The following is a 15,972-nucleotide window of genomic DNA, read 5'->3' as shown; positions in this document are numbered from 1 at the left end:
ATCAGGTGCCATTTCAAATCATTTCTGGAGTTCGCATGCCTTGCTATCGACTGGACGGCCTGACGCCCGTGGTTCACCCGACCGCCTACGTGCACCCAAGTGCAGTACTGATCGGCGATGTCATCGTCGGCCCTCGTTGCTACATAGGCCCCTTGGCATCGCTCAGGGGCGACTTCGGCCGCATCGTGCTAGAGGAGGGCGCCAACCTTCAGGACACCTGCGTGATGCATGGCTTCCCGGGTGGTGACACCGTAGTAGAGCGCAACGGGCACATCGGCCATGGCGCCGTGCTGCACGGATGCCGCGTGGGCGAAGACGCCTTGATCGGCATGAACGCAGTGGTCATGGATGGCGCCCACGTAGCGCCAGGCTGCATCGTTGCGGCCACCGCTTTCGTCAAGGCCGGCTTCGAATGTGCGGCTCAGAGCCTGGTGATGGGTTCGCCAGCGCTGGTAAAGCGCCCGTTGACCGATCAGGAGCTGGCCTGGAAGCAGGCCGGCACTGCGCAGTACCAGGAACTGACGCAGCGCTGCATGACCAGCATGGTCGAATGCCCGCCGCTGGCCGAGGCAGAAGTGGGGCGCCCGCGTATGGAAGACACCGGCTTCAGGCCCAAAGGCCAGGCAAGCGCATGAGCCTGACAGCCACCCGCATTGGCCAGGCGGCCCGCCGCACAGGTATAGTCGGTGCTTTATCCGCGCACAGTTCGCCCATGAGCAATCTTGCACCACTGAACCATTTGATCACCCGCTTTCAGGAGCAGACGCCAATCCGCGCCAGCTCGCTGATCATCACGCTGTACGGCGATGCCATCGAGCCTCACGGCGGGACCGTCTGGCTGGGTAGCCTGATCAACCTGCTGGAGCCGATAGGTATCAACGAGCGGTTGATCCGCACGTCGATCTTTCGCCTGACCAAGGAAGGCTGGCTGACCGCCGAAAAAGTCGGCCGGCGCAGCTATTACAGCCTCACCGGCACGGGCCGGCGCCGTTTCGAAAAAGCCTTCAAGCGCGTTTACAGTGCGAGCCTGCCCGCCTGGGACGGCGCCTGGACGCTGGTGTTGCTGTCGCAGCTGGAGGCCAGCAAGCGCAAGGCCGTGCGCGAAGAACTGGAGTGGCAAGGCTACGGCGCCATCGCCCCGAACGTACTCGGCTGCCCGCGCGCTGATCGTGCCGACCTGGCGACCACCTTGCGCGAGCTGGACGCCACTGACGACAGCATCGTCTTCGAAACCCACACCCAGCAAGTACTGGCCTCCAAGGCCATGCGCGCCCAGGTGCGGGAGAGCTGGCGGATCCAGGAACTGGGCGAGCACTACAGCGAATTCATCCGCTTGTTCCGGCCGCTGTGGCAGGCGCTCAAGGAGCAGAAAGAGCTCGATGCCCAGGACTGCTTCCTGGCACGGACCTTGTTGATCCACGAGTACCGCCGGCTGCTGCTGCGTGACCCGCAGTTGCCGGATGAGCTGCTGCCTGGGGACTGGGAAGGCAGGGCTGCTCGCCAGTTGTGCCGTAACCTCTATCGGCTGGTGTGGGACAAGGCCGAAGCGTGGCTGGGGACCGCGCTGGAGACGGCGGATGGGCCGCTGCCGGATGTCAACGAGAGCTTCTACAAGCGGTTTGGTGGTTTGGGCTGAAGCCGGCGATATTCCCTTTCAAGGCTTGCTGGGTGGTTGCGGATGTTCTGGCTTGGCAGGGTCGGCGTACCACTGCTCCCTTGGCACCCACTTGGCCTGCAGCGGGTCGCCGAGGTAGTGGGGCGACATGATCTGCACGCCGTACTCGTTGAAAACGTCCTGGATATTGGCGTGCAGCAGGCTGAGCAGGAGGGCGCGTGGCCTGGGCAGCGACGGAATGGCCTGGGCCACCAGGCGGTACTCCGGATAAAAATCCGACAGCGCCGTCTGGAACACCTGGGGTTCGGGTTTTGCCAGTACGCCATCGGTACGCCGGGCCGCCTCCAGCAACATGGCTTCGACCTGCCGCCACGGCGTGTCGTAGCCGATGGTCACCACCGTATCGACCACATAGCCTGGCCCCTCGACGATGCGTGAGTAGTTTTTCGTCACGGTGCCCGTGATCATGGAATTGGGCAGCGTGAGCACCTCGCCAAGGCCGGTGCGGATGGTGGTGGTGAATATGCCCACCTCGGTCACCGTGCCTTCGTAGTCGCCCACGCGCACGAACTCACCGGCGCGCAGCGTCCTTGTATAGGTGAGAATCAGCCCGGCCGCAGCCTGGCCGACGACACTGGTGGCCCCGAGCGAGATCATCAGCCCGAGCAGTACCGACAGGCCCTTGAACGCATCGGTACCTGAGCCAGGCAGGTACGGGTAGGCCATCACCAGGGCGAACAGCCAGATCGCCAATGACGTCAGCCGCATGGTGGGCTGCAGGGTTTCTTCGGTAAGCCACTTCAACGTGCCCGGCCGTGCCATGCGCCGCAGCACCCGTTTGGAAAACGCGCTGATACCGCGGGCAATGAAGAAAATCGACAGGGCAACGGCAAGCCCAGGGATGGCGTGAAGGATACCGCTGACCAGGTAGCCGAGCAGCGCCATCAGGTAGACATTCAGGCTTTCACCCCACGCCCGGGTATAGGGGAACTGCGACAGTACGAAGCCCAGCCATTGGTAGCAGAGCAATAGCAGCACCAGCCAGTACACCAGCCACAGCGAACGATCGGCCAGGTAGTAGAGGTTCTGCAGGTCGAACAGGGGTGTTTGACCCACCCTGAAACGCTCGGAGTGCTTGCCCATCAGTCTGGGCAACAGCCCCAAAAGCTTGCGCCGCACACCTCGCGCGCCCTTGGCCAGAAGCATGAACAGCAAGGTGGCCGCCGCCGAATAGCCGACAGCATTGAGCAGAAAGCGCACGCTGCGCGCCTGGCGTGTTTCCTCGACCACCAGGCGCAGGTTCTCTGCGGCCAGCTCGGCGGCTTCGCGCGCGGTGATATCGTTGGCGGCGGCGTCCTGCGGTGTGACGATGAACGCGCGGCGATCGCCCAGCAGTACCAGGTAACTGTTCAGGATAGAGTCGATTCTAATGCCCTGGTCATCTTCATCCTGCAACGCCTCTTCAATGGCCGACTTGGCCCGAAGGGCTCGAACCTGTGGTGTTTCACCCAGCAAGGTGGCACGAAAGACAAATACCGTGCGGTTGATGATTTGCAGCGCTGCAGGTTCAGGCGTTGCAGCACCGGCTGGCGTCGCTGAAGGCTCCAGGCCCTCTGCATGTAGGAGGGTTGAGCACAGCATCTGTAGCGCCAGAGCCAGCCAACACGCTTGCCTGCATCCACGCATGATCCTCATGCTTCGCTCCCCTGCGACCCGAGGTTGGGCTGCTTCCAGCATAGTCGGGTTTCTGGCCTGCCCAGCATCGCGTACACGGGTAACCAGGCCGTAAATACCCAAATATAAGGTTAACCATAACGATCTTTATGACACTTAAGGCTTATGGTGGTGCGTGTTATCTTTATCGTGAAAACCTTTAAAGCGTGCTATGGTTTACCTTATACAACTTAATATTAGTGCTGGTTGACTTTATGGATGACTTTTTTCCCGTCGCCTGCGCCGATACCCTTAATAAAATAGGGCTTCTGGTCAAGGCAAAGCGTTTGTCGCTCGGTTTACGCCAAACAGACCTCACGGTAGCAATCGGCGTCTCCGCGCATAACCTTCGCAAGATCGAAGGCGGCTCCGCGCGCGTGGACCTGCGTTCGTTCATGCTGGTGTTATGGCGCCTGGGTATCAGCGACACGGTCTTCGCCTCGCTGGAAGGCATTGAAAAAACCTCCCAGATCACCCGTTTCAGTGATGACGACGATGCCCACCAGCGCCTCGCATCCCGCCGCGTGCGGCTGGCAAAACCCAAGCCTGAGGAATTCTGATGTCCCGTGCCTACATCTATATGGAGCACCCCGACACAGCTGAGGTCATCACCCTTGGCCGGCTGACCCTAAAAGACAAGGTCGGTGAGTTCCTCTATGCGCCTGACCATGTGGCGCGAGGTGGCTGGGTACCCGACCCGATCAATTACCCCCTGCGTGCCGAGCCCTATACGGGGATCGCCAAGAACCGCGGCATACCCGGCTTCATCAATGACGCCATGCCTGATGGCTGGGGTGAGCGGCTGCTGCATCGGGCGTACGGCCAGGAACTGGGCACGCTCGATTTCTTGCTTAAGTCACCGAACAACGACCGCGTCGGCAACCTGATGGCCGGCGGCGCAACCACGCCCGCACCTGGCCTGGGCGATGGTGCGGTACCCACCTTGAAAGGCCTGGCGAAATTCGTCGCCGCGTGCGAAGCGGTGTACGACGGCCAGCTCGACGCCGAGTCGGTGGCAACCCTCAACGTACGCCAGCAGCGTTCCGCCCTGGGCGGCGCGCGCCCAAAACGTACGCTGCAGGACAACGGTATGCTGATTCTGGCCAAGCCCCGTGATCGCTTCGATCACTACGACCTGCCCTCGATCGAATATGCCTGCATGACCTTTGCAGCAGGGCAAGGCTTGAACGTCGCAAAAACCGCGTTGCATGCCGAAAACCCTTCAACCTTGCTGATCGAGCGCTTCGACCGCACGCCGATTGCACAGGGCGCCCGGCGCATTCCCATGCTCAGCGCATTGACCCTGCTGAACTCGGAATGGAACGGCGCACACCACCGGGATTGGCGCTACGCCGCAGTAGCCGATGAAATGCGCCGGCGGGGTGTGCCCGACGCTGATCTGCAGGAGCTGTTCAAGCGCATGTGCTACAACGCCCTGGTGGGGAACTCTGACGACCATCCACGCAACCATGCGGTGATCTGGGTGGCCGGCGGGTGGCGTCTGTCACCGATGTACGACGTACTGCCGATGCTCGAGGAAGGGCCGGCCCAGACCTTGGCCATGGCTGTTGGCCGTGAAGGCCGCCAGATCAGCCGCGCAAACCTGCTCAGTCACCACGCTCACTTTGCCCTGACGCGGGAGCAGGCCGAGCAGCTACTGGAAGAAGTGGCGGGGTGGGAGCAGGCGTTGAAGGCGCATTACCAGCAGTTGCTTGCGGGGGAAGATTTGCGCATGGCGTGTGAGGCGGCGAGTGCGGTGCGGATGCTCAGCTGAGCGAGCGTCTTTCGCTTTTGAATGACATGCATTCCCATTTATACTTGCATCTCATTTCCTTTGTGTTCAACGCTATCGTGCAGGCAGATCCTCCAAAGCCATCATTGCTCGCCACCTTGATCCGTCATTACGACGACTTGGTCGACCATGTGCGCCGGCGCTTCGGTGAACGGGTCTTCGCGCGTGAAGTCGTTCATGACCTTTGCGTGCAGTTGCTGGAGGATGACGAGCGAGAAGGGGTGCGGCAGCCCTTGGCGCTGTTATGCAAGATCGCCCATGACAATGCGGTTTCGCATTGTCGTCGCGAGCGCCGGCGGGGCAACGTGATCATCACACTGGCCGAGCTGCCTGAAGTCGCCTGCAGTGCACCACCACAGGAGCGCCAGGTCGATGCCGCGAAGACACTGGACAAACTGGTTGCCGCCATTTCCCGATTGCCTCCTCGCTGCCAGGCAGTATTCATCATGCACAAGTTGCACCAGATACCGCAGGCCGAGGTCGCAGAGCGCCTGGGCATTTCCCTGAAAACGGTAGAAAAGCATTTGCGCCTTGGTATGATCGCTTGCCGTGAATATCTGCAAAGCGAGGGGGCACCGTGAGCCGTCTACGCGATAAAAACGATGCCGCAGTCGATGATGCGCTGGCCACGTGTCGCGAGGACTTGAAGCTGCGTTTCCCTCTACCCAGCCCGCCACCTGCCAGAAAGCCTCGCAAAAGCACCAAGGCAGTCTCGTTGCTGGTGTTGGCCCTGGTGGCAGGTGCTGTGTGGCAGAACCCTGCGTACCGCAACGAGCACTATGTCACCCAGGTGGGGCAACGCCAGTCGGTGCAGTTGGCCGATGGCAGCCAGATCAAGCTGGACGGTGGCAGCGAGGTGCGCGTGAGCTGGCATTTGCGTAGTCGGAACATTGAGTTGGTACGGGGCCAGGCACTGTTCGCCGTTTCGCCCATGCTGTATCGGCCGTTTCTGGTCGATGCAGGCACTGCCGCTATACGTGTGGTCGGCACCCGATTCAACGTCAATAGATACTCGGATGATGTCCGGGTGACTGTTGCCCAAGGCCAGGTGGAAGTCAAAGGGCGGGCCTTGGACCGTACCTCGCAGCTGCTGGCCGGGCAGCAGTTGCTCGTCCACAACGGCATCCCCGCTGACGTGGTCAAGAGCAGTGTCGAAGACGCGATTGCATGGCAGCAAAGCCGATGGGTGTTCGAAGGCACACCACTGGTTGAGGTCGTTGCCGCACTGCAACGTTACTACGCCCAGCCGGTCGAGCTGGTGGGGCCTGAAGTAGGGCGCTTGCCGGTTTCAGGTGTTTTCAACAGCGACCAAGCCGAAACCTTGCTGGCGCTGCTGCCTGAAATTCTTCCGGTAAAGGTCACCAGGGAAGGCGCAAACCTGCGCATTCACCCCAAAGGGGCAAAAAATAATTCGCCAACGAGGTAGGGTTGCGACCGCTGGGAGGCGGCTATCACTTTGTACCCATCTCTTGGAGAATAAAAGTGAGTCAGCTCTTCCTGCGTGCACCTTGGCACGTATCGGTCTTGACCAGCACCCTGATGGCCAGCCAATGGTCGCACGCACAAGCGTTGGTGGTGGTTGAATTCAATGTTCCCGCATCAACACTGGAGCGCTCATTGAATGCCGTGGCTCGCCAGGCGGGCGCCCAGGTGCTGTTTTCCAGTGAACTGACTGCGGGGAAGCAGGCGCCGGCGCTGCAAGGGCGTTACACACTGGAGCAGGCGCTGGAGCATGTGCTTGAGCACAGCGGGCTGGTCGGCAAGGCGCGTGACGAGCGTACCTTCATTGTTGTGCCGCCAAACGATGCCATGATGGGCAGGGGGCTGGCTTCAACCAGCAGTACGGTGGAGCTGGCCAACGTGGAGATCACGTCCTCTCGGCTTTCCAGCAACGTGGTAGCGCAGGCTCGCCAGGTAAATGTCATCGAGCGAGAGCAACTGAAGCAACTGCGCCAAGGCTCTGATGGTTTGGCGACGTTACTGGCCAAGAGCATCCCGGGGATGGCCGATTCAAGCCGAACCATCACCGATTATGGGCAAACCCTGCGTGGACGTACGATGCTGGTCCTGGTCGATGGCGTGCCCCTGAACACCAACCGTGACTCCTCGCGTAACCTGGCCAACATCGACCCGGCATTGATCGAGCGCATCGAGGTGATTCGCGGCAGCAGTGCTATCTACGGCGCCGGTGCAACGGGCGGGATCATCTCTATCACCACGCGGCCAGCCGGCGGTGAAGCAATGGCCGAAACTACGTTGACCGGCGTGTCGCCCTTGAGCCAGATGGACAGCGATGGCCTGGGAGGGCAGTTACAGCACCATGTTGCCGGCTCACAAGGGGCCTTGGATTACGCGCTTGATTTCGGTGCACGCCATATCGGCGCCTCTTACGACGCCAAAGGGCATCGTATTGCGCCCGAGCCGAGCCAAGGCGACCTGTTTGATTCCAACACTTACAACATTGGCGGCAAATTCGGCTGGCGCATTGATGAGCAACAGCGCGTTCAGCTTTCGCTTAGCCACTACACCGCCGAGCAGGACAGTGACTATACCGCCGACCCCTCGGTCAGCCGGTTGCCGCCGGGTTCAGTCCCTGCGCAACCGTTGTCCGGGTTGTCACTCGACGAGCAAAACCAGATCAAGAACACATTAGTGAATCTTCAGTATGCCCACACAGAGGTGCTCGGAGGCACACTCGACACCCAGCTTTACTATCGCGACTATTTCACCCGCTTCACACCATTCGATGCGCGAGGCGTGGCCACCCGCGGGCGCAATGTCGATCAAGTCATGCAAAACAGTGAAGTCTTTGGTAGCCGCATCACGCTGCGAACCCCGTTAGGCGGCTCGGATACCGAGGTGTTATGGGGTGGCGACTTCAACCAGGAGCGCAGCGACATGCCCATCGATATCTTCGACCCGCAGGAATTCGATGCGAGCGGTGGGGCGGTGTTCAACAAGATCGGCAAGTTGACGTACATGCCAGACCTGACGTCCCGCAGCGTAGGCGCATTTGCACAGTTGCAGCACCGCTTCACCGAGCAGTGGTCAATGGAGGGCGGCGTGCGTTATGAATATGCCACTGCTAAATACGGGGACTTCGTGCCGCTGTCCGAATCGACTGCAGCGAGCCCAGCCACGGTGGAAGGCGGCAAGGTGCATTACGATGCGCTGCTTTCCAATATCAGCCTGACTTACTCGCCGGTCAGCGGACAGGCGATATATGCCGCCTTCAGCCAAGGCTTCCAACTGCCCGACATTGGCGTGCAATTGCGTAATGCGCGGCGGGACTTCGAGGTCGGATCTTCCAATCTGGAACCGGTCAAGACCAACAACTACGAACTCGGCTGGCGCGGCGACCTGGGCGAGCAGACCCTGGCATCGCTGGCCATTTTCTATACCACTTCCAAATTGGGGGATGTGCAAAGCTTCAACAATGGCCTGATCCTCACGCGCACCCAGGAACGGATCTACGGTGTTGAGGGCAGTGCCGACTGGCTGACCCGCCACGAGCATTGGGGGGCAGGGGGGAGCTTCACCTGGATGAAAGGGCGCGAGCAACCGGACGGAGGCGATTGGCAAGACATGACGGGCTACCGTATTCCACCGCTGAAGCTGACGGCTTATCTTCAATACAAACCTGACGAAGACTGGACCCACCGCGTGCAGGCGACTTACTTTGGCGCAGAGGACTACCGCCTCAATGGCGTAGAGAGTTTTGGCAGACGCAGGGTGGAGGTTTACACCACGGTGGACGTCATCAGCCAGTACCAACTGAGTGAAGGGGATCAGATCAGCGTAGGCGTACAGAACCTGTTCAATCGGTACTATTATCCGCTCTATAGCCAGCTGATGCGGAACAGCAACAATACCAGCCACTTGCCAGCGCCCGGTGCCGTAATCACAGCGAGTTATACCCACCGATGGTGATCTTGCAGGCCATGTTCAGCACGGTCTGAATATAACTAAACTAAATGAACATTTAGCGTAGTTATATTCAGAAGCAACCAAAGAGGCAGGTGGCGAGGTGAATAAAAGGGCGCATCAAGTAGCCGTCGCCTGCCTGGCTAGGTCAAGTGCCGGGGCCTGAGTGCCTTGCAACCTGTCACAGTAAAGGCCCACACCTTGTTCGACGGTCAATGTCGCCGCCTCGTAGCCTGCAGCGCGCAAGCGTTCCAGATCGGCACAGGTGTAACACTGGTACTTGCCACGCAAATGCTCAGGGAATTCGCCGTATTCCAGAATGCCTTCCAGCAAGGCGATCTCCAAGGACAATGGGGGTTGATGCTGGTACCCGCGCAGCCGATTGATCACCGTCAGGGCGACGTCATTAAACGACTGGGCGCGCCCGCTACCGACATTGAAGATACCGCTCAACTGTGGGTGATCAAGGAAGAACATGTTGACCTTGACCACATCATCCACCGCAACGAAATCACGCAGATGGCCACCGCTGGGATAGTCCCCATAACTGCCGAACAGGCTGACTTTTCCATGGGACTGATACTGATTGAAGCAATGCAGGGCGACTGACGCCATCGCACCTTTGTGCTGTTCATGTGGGCCGTACACGTTGAAATAACGCAACCCGACGACCTGGCTGCGCGCTGTCATCAAATGCCGGCGTACCTGTTGATCGAACAGGTACTTGGAATAGCCATAGACGTTTAGCGGGCGCTCACACTCACGTTGTTCGCGAAAATCCTGCCCGGCGCCATAGACAGCTGCCGATGATGCATATAAAAGCGGGACCTGTTGCTGCTGAGCAGACGCCAGCAACTCACGGCTGAACCGGTAGTTGTTGTCCATCATGAAACGACCATCAGCCTCGACGGTGCTTGAACACGCGCCTTGGTGCAGCACAGCACGCACCTTGCCAAACTCACCGCGAGCAAAGCGATCGAGAAAATCGTCTTTGTCCAGGTAATCGGCAATTTCACTGTCGGCCAGGTTACGGAATTTGTCGCCATCGGTCAGGTCGTCGACGGCGATGATGTCGGTTTCGTTGCGCTGGTTGAGCGCTTGAACGAGATTGCTGCCGATGAATCCTGCAGCACCGGTTACGATGATGGTCATGCCAGATTCCCCGTGAGGGTGCGGAGCCCGCATTTTAACCAAGGCGACTTGAACCAACCTTAACCTGGATCAACGGAAGGACCGGTTTCGATGAATCAGGGATTTGTGCAGCTCAACATCTGGGCACTCACGGCGCAGTGACGAAATACGGATGTTCGGATAATGCATATTATGTTAAATCACTCATACCTCATTGATGCGTGTGCCTTATTGCTCCACTAACGGTGCAGCAAGCCTTTATCAGTAAGCGTCCGGGAAAGGCACATTGCGATGCGCTAAGCTGTAATCCATTTCAGGATTGAGGCCTCAGCATGGAATGCCACGTTCGTCCCGCTACGAGCAGAGATGCCGCAGCAATAAGCCGCGTAGTTATAGCCGCCCTGCGTGAGTCAAATTCAAAGGACTATGCACTTGACGTGATCGCTCAGGTTGAGCAGAGCTTTTCTCCTGAAGCCATCACCACGCAGCTTACGAAGCGTAGGGTCTTCGTTGCCTTATTGGGCGAAAACATTATTGGCACTGCCGGTCTCGACGGTGATGTCGTCAGAAGTGTTTTTGTTGACCCAGCTCACCAGAAAGGCGGTATCGGGCGGCACTTGATGGATGTAATTCATACAACCGCTGCCAGCGCCGGAATTGAAGCTGTACGTGTGCCATCGTCGATTACAGCTGAAAAGTTTTATACCGCGTTGGGTTATCAGAAAATCCGCGACGCGTTTCATGTGGCGGAGCGCACCATCATAATGGAGAAGCGGCTGTAGGATTAGCCAAGGCTATTTAACCGTTTCGGTTTTGCCTAGGAAATACGGGGCTTTGGGGCTTTCCACTCAATTCGCTATCACATCTTCGTTAAAAAACTAGACAAGGAGCTGATGCCAATCACCTCCTTGTCCGCTCGGGTCAGACGCTGATTGGATCTACCTTCTCACCATCAATCTGCATCTCAGCTAGCGCTTTAGCCACGACATCACGACCAAGCACACCGTCGTCGGCCAGGGCCTTCAATGCAGCCAACGCGACGAACTGCCGATCAACTTCAAAATGTCGACGCAGCGCCTCGCGGGTATCTGATTGTCCGAAGCCATCGGTGCCCAGTGCGACGAAGCGGCGATTTCCGACCCAGGGGCGGATTTGGTCGGCGTGGATTTTCATATAGTCGGTGGAGACCACTACCGGCCCAGCGTGACCGTCCAGCAATTGGGTCAGGTAAGGAACTTTCGGATCTTCCATGGGGTGCAGAAGATTCCAACGCTCAACCTGCTGTGCCTCACGACGCACTTCGGTCAGGCTGGTGGCACTCCAGACTTCGCTGCTCACGCCATAATCACGCTCCAGGATCTGCGCAGCGGCGATGACCTCCGGCAAGAGAGCACCGCTGCCCATGAGCTGGACATGCAGATCCTTCTTGACCTCTCGCTCAAGTGGCAGTCGATACAGCCCTTTGAGAATCCCCTCCTCCACACCTTCCGGCATGTCGGGATGAGGGTAGTTCTCGTTGAGTACGGTGATGTAGTAATAGATGTCTTCCTGCTCGACATACATGCGGCGCATGCCGTCATGCACGATCACAGCCAGCTCGTAGGCGTATGTCGGGTCGTAGGAAATACAGCACGGCACAGTAGCCGACATCACATGGCTGTGGCCATCGTCGTGTTGAAGGCCCTCGCCCATCAGCGTGGTGCGCCCTGAAGTTGCACCAAGCAAGAAACCTCGTGCACGGGCATCGCCGGCCGCCCACAGCAAGTCGCCCACGCGCTGGAAGCCGAACATCGAGTAGAAGATATAGAACGGTAGGGTCATCACACCGTGGTTGGCGTACGAGGTACTAGCCGCTATCCAGGATGAAGTGGCACCGGATTCGTTCAAGCCCTCCTGCATGATCTGCCCGTCCGCACTCTCCTTGTAGTAGGACAACGTGCCGGCATCCTGAGGTATGTAGAGCTGACCGACATGAGAGTGGATACCAATCTGCCGGAACAGACTCTCCATACCGAAGGTGCGTGATTCGTCGGGCACGATGGGGACGACCAGCTTGCCGATGTTCGGATCTTTCAGCAGCGTGCTGAGGATCCGCACGAACGCCATGGTCGTTGAAATGGAACGGTCGCCGGTGCCTTTGAGCTGTCCTTCTAATGCGGACAGCGGCGGAATCTGCAACGACTCAACCTGTGCATAACGAGCCGGAACATAACCACCCAAACTTTCGCGGCGCCCTTTCAGATACCGCGCTTCCGCACTTGCTTCGTCGGGCCGCAAGTAGGGCAACTCGCCGAGCTGATCGTCACTCAACGCCAGGCCGAAGCGATCACTGAAGGCTTTGACTGCCTCTGCGCCCATCTTCTTGAGTTGGTGATTGATGTTCTGCCCTTCACCCGCTTCACCCATCCCGAAGCCTTTGACCGTTTTGGCCAGGATGACAGTGGGACGACCCTTTTGGCGGGTTGCTGCTGCGTAAGCGTTATAGACCTTGACTGGATCATGGCCACCACGTGCAAGCTTCCAGATCTGCTCGTCGCTGATGTCGCTGACCAGGTCCAGCAGCTCCGGGTACTTGCCGAAAAAGTGCTCACGCACATAAGCACCGTTCTGGGACTTGTAGGTCTGATACTCACCGTCGACGCACTCCATCATGCGCTGACGAAGCAGCCCGGTCTTGTCCTTGGCCAGCAAGGCGTCCCAGCCACTTCCCCAGATCACCTTGATGACGTTCCATCCAGCGGCGCGATAAAGGCTCTCAAACTCCTGGATCACCTTTCCGTTACCGCGAACAGGCCCATCCAGACGCTGCAGGTTGCAGTTGACCACGAAGATAATGTTGTCGAGCTTCTCCCGCCCGGCCAGGGAGATCGCCGCCAGCGATTCGGGTTGATCCATCTCGCCATCGCCCAGGAACGCCCAGACTTTACGGCCCTGATGTTCCTTCAGTCCACGGTTTTCAAGGTATCGCATAAAGCGCGCCTGATAGGCGGCCGTAATGGGCCCCAGGCCCATAGAGACCGTGGGGAACTGCCAGAACTCTGGCATCAGGCGCGGATGAGGGTAAGAAGAGACGCCGTCACGATCAGTTTCACGACGGAAGTTGTCCAGCTGTTCTTCGGTCAGCCGGCCCTCGGTGTAAGCACGGCCATAAATGCCGGGCGCCGAATGCCCCTGGATGTATACCATATCGCCCGCGAAGCGCTCGGTACGCCCTCGGAAGAAATGGTCAAAGCCAACGTCATAGAGTACCGCCGCCGAGGCATAGGTCGCGATGTGCCCACCCACGCCTGAATGCTTGCCTGCGCGGAGTACCATGGTGAGTGCGTTCCAGCGGATATAGGCATTGAGGCGCTTCTCAATGTCGAGATCTCCCGGGTAGGGCAACTCGCGCTCCGGTGCAATGCTATTCACGTAAGGCGTGGTCACTCGACCATGGAAATCTCCGTGTACAGAAACGTCAAAGTCGAGAAGCTGGTCGATCAGGAAGTGCGCCCGGGGCCGCCCCTCCACTTCAACGACCGAAGCAATCGAGTCAATCCATTCGCGGGTCTCTTGTGGATCTTCATCGCGAAGCGGGTAGCTGTGCGCCATCGATAACTCTCCTTGTGTGGCTCGGCTGGTCGTTGTTCAACCAGCACCTTGTTGCATTTGCAATTGAATCTATCGTCAATCGAGCTATGATTGCAACTGCAATAACAACCTCGTTCTGGAGACGTCATGACCACCCCCACGCCAGACCTCTGGTACAACTTCATTCGTGCGCATCGCTGCCTCATCCGGGAAATCGAACGTCGCCTGGCTGAAGAGAACCTGCCGCCCTATGCCTGGTACGACGCGCTGTGGGGAATCGAAAGTGGGGAGGATGGTGCCCGTCGCATGCATGAACTGGCCGACGTGATGGCCATCGAGCGTTACAACCTTACCCGCCTGGTTGATCGCCTGGAAAAGGATGGACTGGTAGTGCGGAAAAAAGCGGCAGATGACGGCCGAGGTGCGATCGCTCGCATCACCGACAGCGGTCGCGATCTTCGCAAGCGGATGTGGACGGTTTACAAACAGTCCGTCGAGGAGCTTTTTCTGGCGGAGTTCAGTGATGAGCAACAGAGGTCGTTTGCGCTAGCCCTGGAAAGTGCGAGCCGTAGCGCCCGCACTAACAGGCGTGCTAATTAGTCCAGTCGGTAACGCCTGACTGCCCCGCTTACCCAAGAACTGTCGGCGACGCCCCGGCGAACCAAGGCGCGCAGTGCGGTCAACACTACCCAATGACGATTGAGGCGTTGGCTAGGCTCCAGACTATCCGCACCCAAAGCCGTGAACGGCGCAGTGACATGTGCAGCAAGTTGCGCAGCCACGAATTCATCGTACCCCGTCACCGCGATGACAGGCGTGTCTGCCGTGCCAAGACAGAGTTGAAGATGGCAGTTGGGCAGGTTCTCTTCTCTACGCAACCGTTGAAGACGAGCTCGCCTTTCTGCGTCCCGGGCAAGTCTGGTATAGCTCGGGCAACTCCATACCTCGGCTTTGATCCCCCACTCCGCTCGCAGCAGCTCGGCGGCTGCACATACCTCGCTAAGCATCGACCCAGCACCTAGCAGCCGAACAGATACTTCTTCGTCGACACCCTCAGACAAACGATACATTCCCAGGTAAGCCTGCGAGCGATCACATACCCGCCCTTCCCCTGGTTCGTCATGCAAAGTCATGTAGCAAAAACCAGGAGCTCCTTCCACGTACAACGCTTGCAACGCCCCAATACAAATAGCTTTGACTTCATCTCCACACGCGGGGTCGAAAGGTATGCATCGGCGATTGGATGCCAACCACAAGGGTAACCAGGGATGCGCTCCTTTCGCCCAACGGGACTGCGAAGACTCGATGTCGTTGAGGATGATGCCTCGCTCAGCAACCTGGGCGGTTAGCATCGACATTTGGGCGGATGTCGGTGACTGAGTCATGTAAAACAGCGGGCGCTCGGCGGCACGTGACTGCTCGCTAAACCAAAGGGGCCAGGCGCTGATCGCCGTGGTGCTCAACTGCTCGCTTATCCGATCATTGATCAAACCAAACTGCCCGCGGGTGCTGGAGCCGGTCTCAAGTCGCTTGAGAATATCGACAGCAGTTCCCAGGGGTGAGCCCGGCGCCCCTTCCCTTTCTCTGTAGCCTCGTTCGATGTGGCGAATGCAGGCCTGTGCGGCCGATATGGTGTCAGGGGTACGCTGTAAGCGAAGGTTGTCCATCCATGAAACTCCTCATGCGGTGTGCAATAGGGATAATCCAAGCTAGTTGCAAATGCAACCAGAAAGGATGGATCCTATGAGCTAGGCCTGAATTGAGGAACCAAGAATGAGGGCGAAGAAAACGGCGCCCGAAGACGCCGTTGCGGATAGGTAGATCAGCCTACCGATTTCAATATCAGTTTATGTGCTGTGGCCATTCGGTTACCGGCGATGGAAACATGGCAGCACAGCTCCACAGGGCAACAGGCTTACCCCGCTGCGATTGAAAGTGGCACCACCCTATTGGTCACCTGCCTTTGGCTGAGGTAGCGGGTGCAGCTTACCCTCAGGAACGAGGCAAAATTCACCACTTCTCCGCGGTAGTCCATGACCTCCTCGTACAGCTTGGCGATGAGCTGATTGGTGCTGACACTGTCCGCTGCAGCAATCTCGGTCAGGATGTCCCAGAACTGGTTTTCCAGACGCAGGGTGGTGACCACGCCCCGGATGCGCAAGGAGCGCGAGCGCGATTCATAAAGGATCGGGTCTGCCTTCACATACAGCTCACACATGGTGCCTCC

At 58.6% G+C, this 15,972-nt stretch carries 14 protein-coding genes; 9 read left to right on the top strand and 5 right to left on the bottom strand.

Annotated features, from left to right (window positions below; genetic code table 11):
* Positions 1-35: 35 nt before the first annotated feature.
* Complete coding sequence (gene paaY / locus OZ911_RS14500) at positions 36-635, top strand: phenylacetic acid degradation protein PaaY (RefSeq protein WP_016487145.1); 600 nt, start codon at positions 36-38, stop codon at positions 633-635.
* 77 nt (positions 636-712) lie between these two features.
* Positions 713-1,636 carry a phenylacetic acid degradation operon negative regulatory protein PaaX gene (gene paaX, locus OZ911_RS14495; RefSeq protein WP_175444007.1) on the top strand — a complete coding sequence of 308 codons (924 nt, stop codon included), beginning with the start codon at positions 713-715 and terminating at the stop codon, positions 1,634-1,636.
* An 18-nt stretch (positions 1,637-1,654) separates the two neighbouring features.
* Here paaX and OZ911_RS14490 read toward each other — a convergent pair whose 3' ends face one another.
* Positions 1,655-3,256, bottom strand: coding sequence for a mechanosensitive ion channel family protein (locus tag OZ911_RS14490; protein ID WP_016487143.1), 1,602 nt, complete (start codon positions 3,254-3,256; stop codon positions 1,655-1,657).
* A 287-nt stretch (positions 3,257-3,543) separates the two neighbouring features.
* Here OZ911_RS14490 and OZ911_RS14485 point away from each other — a divergent pair, with 287 nt between their 5' ends.
* The 5 genes from OZ911_RS14485 to OZ911_RS14465 all read left to right on the top strand — a co-directional run bounded on the left by OZ911_RS14485 (position 3,544) and on the right by OZ911_RS14465 (position 9,050).
* Complete coding sequence (locus OZ911_RS14485; protein ID WP_016487142.1) at positions 3,544-3,888, top strand: helix-turn-helix domain-containing protein; 345 nt, start codon at positions 3,544-3,546, stop codon at positions 3,886-3,888.
* Entirely contained in the window at positions 3,888-5,102 is a 1,215-nt protein-coding gene (locus tag OZ911_RS14480; protein WP_023048131.1) for a type II toxin-antitoxin system HipA family toxin, read from the top strand. Before OZ911_RS14485 ends, OZ911_RS14480 begins: the two co-directional genes overlap by 1 nt.
* Positions 5,103-5,179: 77 nt before the next feature.
* Positions 5,180-5,701 carry an RNA polymerase sigma factor gene (locus tag OZ911_RS14475; protein WP_031312017.1) on the top strand — a complete coding sequence of 174 codons (522 nt, stop codon included), beginning with the start codon at positions 5,180-5,182 and terminating at the stop codon, positions 5,699-5,701.
* Positions 5,698-6,546, top strand: a complete 849-nt coding sequence (locus OZ911_RS14470) for a FecR family protein (RefSeq protein ID WP_033731860.1) — start codon at positions 5,698-5,700, stop codon at positions 6,544-6,546. Before OZ911_RS14475 ends, OZ911_RS14470 begins: the two co-directional genes overlap by 4 nt.
* A gap of 113 nt (positions 6,547-6,659) precedes the next feature.
* Positions 6,660-9,050, top strand: a complete 2,391-nt coding sequence (locus OZ911_RS14465; RefSeq protein WP_070086407.1) for a TonB-dependent receptor — start codon at positions 6,660-6,662, stop codon at positions 9,048-9,050.
* Positions 9,051-9,164: 114 nt separating this feature from the next.
* On the opposite strand, the gene rfaD is transcribed toward OZ911_RS14465, so the two are convergent.
* Positions 9,165-10,196 (bottom strand): ADP-glyceromanno-heptose 6-epimerase, encoded by a 1,032-nt coding sequence (rfaD, locus tag OZ911_RS14460; protein WP_023048127.1) that lies wholly within the window; start codon positions 10,194-10,196, stop codon positions 9,165-9,167.
* A gap of 311 nt (positions 10,197-10,507) precedes the next feature.
* On the opposite strand from rfaD, the gene OZ911_RS14455 reads away from it, so the two are divergent.
* Positions 10,508-10,957 (top strand): GNAT family N-acetyltransferase, encoded by a 450-nt coding sequence (locus OZ911_RS14455; protein ID WP_016486885.1) that lies wholly within the window; start codon positions 10,508-10,510, stop codon positions 10,955-10,957.
* Between the two features lie 139 nt (positions 10,958-11,096).
* Here the strand turns inward: OZ911_RS14455 and aceE are convergent, their stop codons facing one another.
* Positions 11,097-13,766, bottom strand: a complete 2,670-nt coding sequence (aceE, locus tag OZ911_RS14450; RefSeq protein WP_023048126.1) for a pyruvate dehydrogenase (acetyl-transferring), homodimeric type — start codon at positions 13,764-13,766, stop codon at positions 11,097-11,099.
* A 126-nt stretch (positions 13,767-13,892) separates the two neighbouring features.
* On the opposite strand from aceE, the gene OZ911_RS14445 reads away from it, so the two are divergent.
* Positions 13,893-14,345, top strand: coding sequence for a MarR family winged helix-turn-helix transcriptional regulator (locus OZ911_RS14445; RefSeq protein WP_023048125.1), 453 nt, complete (start codon positions 13,893-13,895; stop codon positions 14,343-14,345).
* On the opposite strand, the gene OZ911_RS14440 is transcribed toward OZ911_RS14445, so the two are convergent.
* Positions 14,342-15,412: a transketolase-like TK C-terminal-containing protein gene (locus OZ911_RS14440; protein WP_023048124.1), complete on the bottom strand. Its 1,071-nt coding sequence runs from the start codon at positions 15,410-15,412 to the stop codon at positions 14,342-14,344. The genes OZ911_RS14445 and OZ911_RS14440 overlap by 4 nt on opposite strands.
* A gap of 248 nt (positions 15,413-15,660) precedes the next feature.
* A complete protein-coding gene (locus OZ911_RS14435; RefSeq protein WP_016486881.1) occupies positions 15,661-15,963 on the bottom strand; it encodes a ribbon-helix-helix domain-containing protein in 303 nt (100 codons plus the stop codon).
* Positions 15,964-15,972 lie beyond the last annotated feature (9 nt).

Origin of the sequence: Pseudomonas fortuita, assembly GCF_026898135.2 — a bacterium.
GTDB classification, from domain to species: Bacteria; Pseudomonadota; Gammaproteobacteria; order Pseudomonadales; family Pseudomonadaceae; genus Aquipseudomonas; species Aquipseudomonas fortuita.
Note: the sequence above shows the minus strand (reverse complement) of the source record. Positions and strands in the feature narration are given on the sequence as shown.